Source organism: Pedobacter sp. 05L430 (genome assembly GCF_056397585.1).
In genome coordinates, this window is the sequence record NZ_JBFTNT010000322.1 from 1 (window position 1) to 8089 (window position 8089).

Genomic DNA, 8089 nt, shown 5'->3' on the forward strand with positions numbered 1-8089 from the left:
ATTTTTACCCAGCCATAATGTAGTTATGTCGATGGTGTTTAATGAAAGCAATAGAAGGTTTAAGGCTGTAAATGAAATAATACCGATGATATTCTCAGTTTTTAAAGCCATCATCCGTTTCAACAAACCTTCGGCAAAAACTTCGATCAACATATAGGCAATTGAGTTGCTTGTTTTATTCCTGTGTTCTCGTACTAACTGCTCACCAAAACCAGCTTCAATTTTTTCAAGTTCAAGCCTTTTTAAACTGATAAAAGCTCCTGCGCTCAACACAATTCCCAGAACAATGTGTATGAAGCGTTCAAAGCTTAATTCTGGAAATAGGAAAACAACCATGTTGTTTATAAATGTGGTTATACCAGAAGTAATCCGATTAAGGTAATTGGCAAAAACAGTATTAGCCTCACTATAAAGTATGCTAAACAGCATGATGGCGAAAAAGGGGATAATAGTGTACTTCACGATTTTTAAGACAGGCTTAAAAGAAAGGTCCCCAAAGTGAATGGCCATTATTTTTTTTAAAAGATTTATCGGGGCCGTAATAATCTGTAAAAATGCGGCGAGCAATACGGTAAAAATATTCCGTAATAAAGGGAAATGAATTAAGCCTATCATAACCGCAAAAGTGATATACCAGGTGATGATATTAAGATCTGATTGATTGACAACTACCATTATTGCAGCCAGAAGATGACTGCCAGCAAAAATGTAGTACTTTTTAGTTTTAGACTTTTCCCGATCCAGTAAAGTTATGATGATTAAAAAAAGTGTGTAAATAAGTAGGTTAAGGGCTTGTTTCTCCATCCAGAAAAGAAAGTTGAAAAGAATGCCGCCGCCAATTGCTGCAAGGAGCTGTAGGTCTATCCGCTGTTTCATGTGAGTGTAGATTGTTTTTAGATTAAAGATGATTTGTAACTATCCACATGTATGCAAAAGCTACAGGGAGGTTAAATAGCATAACAACTGCTGTTTTTAAGAGTGTAAGGCAATGCTCAGGGTGAACGATTATTGTAATCAATAAACTCATAAAGATAATTGAGTTGATCACTAGGGCAAGTATGATGTATAAGAGACCTACTGGAACTAAGGGGCTGAATTTTGTAAGACAATACAATAAGAAGAGTGCAGATCCTGCAACAAATGAATATTTAGTGCATTCTTTGGCAATGGTTGTAATTTGATTAATTGACGTTGTTTCCATTTTTTTATTTTTCAAAAGTGCTTTGCATTTCAAAGTAAGTAGATAAAAAAAATTAAAGACTTTTAATCATCTTCTCTAAAGCATCTAAATGAGTTTTAAATGCTTGCCTACCCAGATCTGTAAGTATATATGTAGTGTTTGTTTTTTTTCCAATAAATGACTTTTGAACTTTTAAATATTCTGCTTGTTCCAAAGTGTTCAGGTGAGAGGCGAGGTTGCCATCTGTAAGTTCCAGCATTTGTTTCAGTTCATTAAAACTGATACTGTCGTTTACAATCAAAATAGACATCACGCCTAGTCTTATCCGACTATCAAATATCTTGTTAAGGGCTCCAATCGGGTTCTTCATTATTTAGTCCTTTCGTACTTAAAATACATCAGCAATCCATAAAAAATATGAAGTACACCAAAACCAAAAGCCCAGAAATAGAGTCCGTATCCAATATTAAACATCGCTACCAATCCTAGTACAACTTCGCAGAAACCGAGAAAGCGAATGTCGGTATAAGTATACTTACTGGCATTAATTAAAGCCAACCCATAAAATAATAAACAAGAAGGTGCTATTAAGCCATATGTCCCGGGGTGGGCCAGAAGAAGGCCAATAATAAATAAACCTCCAGCAAATAATGGAATTGCTAAATTGATCAATAGATTTTTAGAGGTTCTGTCCCAGAATGGAAGCTTTTTTATTCTGGTTTGTCTAAGTGTAAGAAGAAAACCACCTATAAGCGCAACAACGAGTACCCCCAGACCAATTTTAATTAAATTGGCTTCCAGATCATCCTCAGTAAAACCATATTCATAAGTGCCATTTACACTATTTGCTATTTCTAAATGAGCAAGGTAAGCACCCACCAGCGCAGTRAAACCAGCGAAAACTCCTGATAGCCCACTTAAAGAAATAAATCTTGATGAACGATCCATCATTTTTTTGATGTCGTTCAATGCATTTAGCTGTTCTTCCTTGTTACTCATTTTAAAAGTACTTTGTTTTTCAAAGTTAAATGATAAATCTGAACTTCCAAGAAAAATTTAGGTTTTTTTTGTTGCATCATATTTGTTTAACCTTGTGCTATGTTTTTGTAAGTTTGCACTTATGCTAAAAGCCACAGGTATAAAAAAAGCTTATGGAAATCTACCCATATTAAAAGGAGTAGATTTTGAGGTCAAAAAAGGCGAAATTGTAAGTATTATAGGTGCTTCGGGTGCAGGGAAAAGTACCTTACTCCATATTCTAGGTACACTGGACAAGCCCGACGATGGCACGGTAGAACTTAATGGTTCTAAGGTCAACAAGCTTTCAGGCGAATTGTTAAGTGTTTTTAGAAATAAGAATATCGGTTTTGTTTTTCAGTTTCATCATCTTTTACCTGAGTTCACTGCACTTGAGAACATCTGTATCCCTGCATTTATAGCTAAGGTGCCTACAAAACAAGCAATAGCAAGGGCAACTGAGCTCCTTGATCTTTTGGGTTTAAAGGATAGGGCAGACCATAAGCCTAATCAATTATCTGGTGGCGAACAACAACGTATTGCTGTAGCAAGAGCACTGATAAATAATCCGGCAATTATTCTTGCTGATGAGCCATCCGGTAATTTGGATTCGGCAAACGCCAACTCACTACATCAATTTTTTATTACCCTTAGAGATAATTTTAAACAGACTTTTGTGATTGTTACACATAATGAAGATCTGGCTAAGATTAGCGATAGGGTGGTTACAATGAAAGATGGTTTAATTATTTAAGTTTTGAAGATATTAATAACGGGAGGGAAATCTGCTCAGTCGCTAAAACTGATTAAAACTTTTGCAGATGATCATATTGTACTGGCTGATTATGGGGATGTGCCTTCTTTTCCATCTGCACGATACTATTTCATTTCTTTAGGGGAGCGAAATGATGAAATTATAGCTCATAATTTGTTAAATCATTGCCTCAACGAGGGGGTAGATGCTGTTTTACCTTTGCATGAATTTGAGATTGCCGATATACTAAAATCGAAAATCCTTTTTGAGGAGTTTAATATTCAGGTGCTAATGCCCGAAAAAGATCAGATCATCCATTTAACTAATATTTAATGGCATTTGAACGTTATTTAAACAACAAGCAAGCATTTGTTTTTGAGCTGGATGATGTCCTTTATCCACAAAAGGATTACTTGTTACAGGTTTATTATTTATTTGCTCAATTTATAGAATATGCAGAGCAAATAAGCGCCGATGAAATCCTTAAAAGTATGCAGCAAACTTATCTTGCAACAGGTAATGAGGATATTTTTGAGAAAACAGCAACCCAATTTGATATACCATTAAAGTATAAAGTAAATTTTGATTTGCTTTTCTTAAGCGCGCGTTTGCCCTTAAAGCTGTTGATGTTTAATGAGATGCTTAGCTTGCTGCAGGAAATCACTGTTGAACGTAAGCAAATATTTATATTCACAAATGGCGATCCTATGATGCAGCTTAATAAGATTAAGCAAATGGAATGGCATGGATTAGAAAACTATCTTACTGTTTATTTTGCTGCTGAAACCGCGCTTAAACCTTCTCCAGAAGGGATTCAACTGATTTTAGATAAGCATAGTTTGAAGAAAGAAGATGTGCTAATGATTGGTAAGATAAAACCAGATGAAGATTGTGCTATAAATGTAGGTGTTGATTATTTGAATGTTGATAAACTATTAGTATCTTGATTACGTTTATACCTCCGAACCGGGTGTTGGTGATAAAATGATTTAAATGAAAAATAGCCTTGTAAAAAATTACGTAATTGGTTCGGTGTTGGGGATTTGCATTGTATTCAGTGCATGTAAAAAAAATAAAACTACACCTGATCCGGAACCGCAGGTTTCGCAAAATACCAAGCAAACTCCTACAACAAATAGGGTAGATCTAACAAATGATTCCTTATTTCTATATGCTAAAGAAGTTTATTTCTGGAATGAATCCTTGCCTACATACGATGCTTTTGAGCCTCGACAATATAGTGCTACAGGCGGAACAAACCTTGAAAAGTACGAAGCTAACTTGTTTAATATAGTTAAGGCATCAAAATCTCCGGATTATTTAACAAATAGCACGGATCCAAAGTATTCCTATATTTTTGACAAAGCCGATAAAAATCCTACTGCAAGTATACCTGGTATAATGTTATCTGTTGACTTAGAAGGAAACGGTAATGATGTTGGATTAAGGTTCGGCTATTTTGGGCCGTCTAATTCAGACTATGATATCTTCGTGACCGCAGTTTATCCAAATTCTCCTGCAGCCAAAGCTGGTTTTAAAAGAGGTGATGAAATTACATCTGTAAATGGAGTTACCTATGGAACTAACTTTAATGGAGAAATAGATAAAATCCAAAGTGCAATTGAGGGAGCTACGGTAACTCTTGCTGGAAAAAAGGGGAATGTAAGTTTCACTAAAACATTAAATAAGAGCGTATATAAGAGCATAAAAAAGCTACGATATTAAAGAATCAGCCAGCTGTTAATGATGATGGGCAAGCCGTTGGSACATATTTTGATGATGATTATACCGTAAGCGGCAATACCACTACATTCCAGAAAACAGGAAATTTAACCGGAGTGAAGAATGTGGTGTTTATTGTTGAACAGTATACCGCTTCTGCTAGTGAACTTGTAATAAACAGTCTTAAACCTCATATGACTGTTAAGTTGGTAGGAGAGACTTCTTATGGAAAACCAGTTGGCTTTTTTCCTATAACCCTGGAGAACAAGTATGATGTTTACTTTTCAATGTTTGAAACTAAAAACTCTGCGGGTGGCGGTGGTTATTATACTGGAATGGTTCCTGATGTTAAAGGATATGAGTTTGCTTCTGGAGATGTGATGTATGATTTTGGTAATCCTAAAGATGATTGTACTGCAGAAGCCATTAATATCCTGGCTCCAGGCATAGCAGTCACCAGTCAGGCAAAAGTAGCTACCACTGCAGATAGAACTAAATCAACACGTTTGCAGGCACTTGGAGGTAAATCAAGTGGTGAATTTGTTGGGATGATTGAAAATCGAAAATAACCCTCACTTAATTTATTGTTTTCTTTTCGTTAATTACAGACTTCAAATAGAGCTGATGGTCTAGCCTTTGGGTTATTTCAAGTATTGCCTCACTTGCATTGGTGAAAAATGCAGGATTGATGTTTTTAAACTCGTCAGTAGCCTTATGATAATCCTTATGATCTTCCACTCCGAAATAAATAAAAGGTATATCCTTGTCGTTAAAAGCCGAATGATCACTTTGATTTGTCCAGTCGTTGCTACCCAACTTTGGGTCGTCATGACCTAAAATTATTTTTACTTTAGAATTCTTGCTAAAAACAGATGGTTTTAGCTGAGGGTATTTAAATGTACCACAAGCATAAAGCTCGCCTTTGTCGTTGTGACTTACCATATCCATATTTATATTGAGTTTGATATTCTCAAGTTGAACGGGCGGATTTTTTATAAAGGCTTTGGCTCCTTGTAAACCGGCTTCTTCAGCATCAAATGCAGCAAAAATTAAAGTATGGTCGGGTTTATTCTTTGTATAGTGCGAGGCGAGTTTCAATAATGTCGCAATTCCCGAAGCATTATCGTCGGCACCGTTGTAAATTTCATTGTTTATAATGCCGATATGATCATAATGGGCAGATATAACTATTATATTTTTACTCTTTCCTTCTACATATGCAAGCATGTTTTTGCCTTCAATGGCAGTTCCTTTTTTGCCTGTATAGGTAAATGGCATCTCATAACCAGAAAATGTTGGTAAAGTTTTTAAACCAATTTCTTTAAATCGGGATGCTATATAAACGCGTGCCTTTTCGCCACCTTTTGTTCCCGTTTTTCTCCCTTCATAAGCATCGGAAGATAATACTTCTACATCTTTAAGTAGCTGACTTCCAGCTTGAGCATCTGTTTTTTTTACAGAACTACAGCTTAACAATAAGCTAAGGAATATTAAAGGGTAGAGTCTCATTTTGCTATGATTGGTATATAATACTAAAGTAAAGATATAGAATGATATTTGTAACTCTTTTCATGTCCTATTGTTATTTAAATAGATTAAATGCATATTTAAGTAAGAATAAGTCATAATACTATGTTAGGGGAATTAATAGAAAAAGAATCAATAGATATCAGTAAAATCGTTTCAGCCGATCAGAATCACACAGAAGAATTAAGAGATAAGTTAAACTCCGCGCAACGACTGGGAAACGAATTTAAATCAAAAGCGGATATTACATTTAACACTACAGAGGGGCCAAAAACAGTTAGTACTACCGTTTGGTCTGTTACAGAAAGATACCTTCAATTAAAGAGCGGGGTTCATATCCCACTAAGCAGCCTTATTGATATAGATTTCTAGTAATAAGTTAGCCTAACTACGCCTGCAACTTTTTTGGCGAGACGGATAACCTGTCTGGTATAACCATACTCATTGTCGTACCATACATATATTACTACAGACTTGTTGTCCTTGGCCATAATGGTTGCAGGCCCGTCTATAATAGCCGAATGGCTATTGCCGATTAGGTCTGTACTTACTAATTCATTGGAAATTGAATATTCGATTTGTTCAGACAGATTCCCAAAAAGGGAGGCCTGTTTCAATATCTCACTGATTTCTTCTTTTGATGATACTTTGTTTAGTGACAGATTTAATATGGCTAGTGATACGTTGGGCGTAGGAACACGTACTGCATTCCCTGTTAATTTGCCTCCTAAATGAGGAAGTACTTTCGCTACAGCCCTATCTGCACCGGTTTCGGTAATTACTAGATTTAATGCTGCGGCGCGACCTCTCCGGTATTTTTTATGGTAATTATCTAGTAGATTTTGGTCGTTTGTATAGGAATGTATCGTTTCTATATGCCCCTTTTCAATTCCAAAACAATCGTCTATTAATTTTAATACGGGGACTATGGCATTGGTAGTGCACGATGCGTTAGAAAAGATAGTTTCTTTATCAAAATCAATCTCTAAATCATTAATGCCAGCAACAATATTGGGTACATTACCCTTTGCTGGGGCAGTAAGCAACACTTTTGCTATTCCTTTTGCCCGCAAGTGTCTGCTTAAGTCTTCCCGTTCACGGAAAATTCCTGTGTTGTCAATTAGCAGGGCATCCTGAATCCCATAAACAGTGTAATCTATGTCTTCCGGCTGTTCAGCTTCAACGAAATAAATGGTTTGCCCATTTATAATTAGTGCATGGTTTTCAAAATCCTCGATTATAGTACCATTAAATGGGCCATGAACAGAATCTGTGCGCATTAGTTCAGCTCTTTTAATGAGCTCTTCGTCGCTGTGACCTCTGGTTACGATTGCACGTAGCCGTAATTGTTCTCCTTTTCCGGCCTGCAAAACTAATTCTCTTGCAGCGATGCGCCCAATACGGCCAAATCCAAACAATATTACGTCCTTAGGTTTTAAGTTGATCTTATCTTTGCCGATGTGCTTGCTTAGCTTGCCAATTACGAAATCCTGGATATTGGTGTTATTGTCCTCAAGCCATTCTGCAGCTAATCTTCCAATGTCAATCCTGGAAGGTGCCAGGTTACTGTTTGCTATTGTTTTAGCTAATTCCAGTGTTTCATAAATGTTAATGTCTTTCCCACTAACTTCCTTGGCGTATTGATGGTAGGAAAGTATCTCGCTGCTACCTATGTCAAACAAAGGTTTTCTGAATAGTACCAGTTCAATTGATTTATCGAACCATAGCTGTCCTACGATATTGATTAATTGAATTGCCTTTTTTTCCTTTTCAATCCAGCTTTGAAACTCCGATTGGTACTTATTTAGCATGCGGTTAAATTTGGTTAGAACGTCACAAAAGTAAAAAAGATCGGGTATATACCCGATCTTTTTTACTTTATATATTTC

The 8089-nt window shown here is 36.1% G+C and carries 11 protein-coding genes; 6 read left to right on the top strand and 5 right to left on the bottom strand.

Annotated elements, in window-relative coordinates; all coding sequences use genetic code 11:
- From AC1DG9_RS23655 to AC1DG9_RS23665, 3 genes are all read right to left on the bottom strand, one after another.
- The coding region (locus AC1DG9_RS23655) for a DUF4153 domain-containing protein (RefSeq protein WP_477635355.1) at nucleotides 1-876 on the bottom strand (876 nt) is incomplete at its 3' end.
- Between the two features lie 377 nt (nucleotides 877-1253).
- Nucleotides 1254-1550, bottom strand: a complete 297-nt coding sequence (locus tag AC1DG9_RS23660; protein WP_172660494.1) for a winged helix-turn-helix domain-containing protein — start codon at nucleotides 1548-1550, stop codon at nucleotides 1254-1256.
- Nucleotides 1550-2179 (bottom strand): hypothetical protein, encoded by a 630-nt coding sequence (locus AC1DG9_RS23665; RefSeq protein WP_172660493.1) that lies wholly within the window; start codon nucleotides 2177-2179, stop codon nucleotides 1550-1552. The genes AC1DG9_RS23660 and AC1DG9_RS23665 overlap by 1 nt, the downstream gene beginning before the upstream one ends.
- 121 nt (nucleotides 2180-2300) lie before the next feature.
- Here AC1DG9_RS23665 and AC1DG9_RS23670 point away from each other — a divergent pair, with 121 nt between their 5' ends.
- The 5 genes from AC1DG9_RS23670 (at nucleotide 2301) to AC1DG9_RS23690 (ending at nucleotide 5242) form a co-directional block, all read left to right on the top strand.
- A complete protein-coding gene (locus AC1DG9_RS23670; RefSeq protein ID WP_172660492.1) occupies nucleotides 2301-2951 on the top strand; it encodes an ABC transporter ATP-binding protein in 651 nt (216 codons plus the stop codon).
- A gap of 3 nt (nucleotides 2952-2954) precedes the next feature.
- On the top strand, nucleotides 2955-3284 hold the full coding sequence (locus AC1DG9_RS23675; protein WP_172660491.1) for an ATP-grasp domain-containing protein: 330 nt from the start codon (nucleotides 2955-2957) through the stop codon (nucleotides 3282-3284).
- Nucleotides 3284-3898, top strand: a complete 615-nt coding sequence (locus AC1DG9_RS23680; RefSeq protein WP_172660490.1) for an HAD family hydrolase — start codon at nucleotides 3284-3286, stop codon at nucleotides 3896-3898. Before AC1DG9_RS23675 ends, AC1DG9_RS23680 begins: the two co-directional genes overlap by 1 nt.
- 46 nt (nucleotides 3899-3944) lie before the next feature.
- On the top strand, nucleotides 3945-4676 hold the full coding sequence (locus AC1DG9_RS23685; protein ID WP_477635356.1) for a PDZ domain-containing protein: 732 nt from the start codon (nucleotides 3945-3947) through the stop codon (nucleotides 4674-4676).
- 113 nt (nucleotides 4677-4789) lie between these two features.
- Nucleotides 4790-5242, top strand: coding sequence for a S41 family peptidase (locus tag AC1DG9_RS23690; protein ID WP_477635357.1), 453 nt, complete (start codon nucleotides 4790-4792; stop codon nucleotides 5240-5242).
- A 7-nt stretch (nucleotides 5243-5249) separates the two neighbouring features.
- Here the strand turns inward: AC1DG9_RS23690 and AC1DG9_RS23695 are convergent, their stop codons facing one another.
- Nucleotides 5250-6182, bottom strand: a complete 933-nt coding sequence (locus tag AC1DG9_RS23695) for a M20/M25/M40 family metallo-hydrolase (protein WP_172660488.1) — start codon at nucleotides 6180-6182, stop codon at nucleotides 5250-5252.
- 123 nt (nucleotides 6183-6305) lie between these two features.
- Between AC1DG9_RS23695 and AC1DG9_RS23700 the strand changes: the two genes are divergently transcribed.
- Nucleotides 6306-6572: a hypothetical protein gene (locus AC1DG9_RS23700; RefSeq protein ID WP_048904470.1), complete on the top strand. Its 267-nt coding sequence runs from the start codon at nucleotides 6306-6308 to the stop codon at nucleotides 6570-6572.
- On the opposite strand, the gene AC1DG9_RS23705 is transcribed toward AC1DG9_RS23700, so the two are convergent.
- Nucleotides 6569-8089: glyceraldehyde-3-phosphate dehydrogenase (locus AC1DG9_RS23705; protein WP_477635358.1), on the bottom strand; the 1521-nt coding region annotated here is incomplete at its 5' end. The two genes, AC1DG9_RS23700 and AC1DG9_RS23705, sit on opposite strands and share 4 nt — an antisense overlap.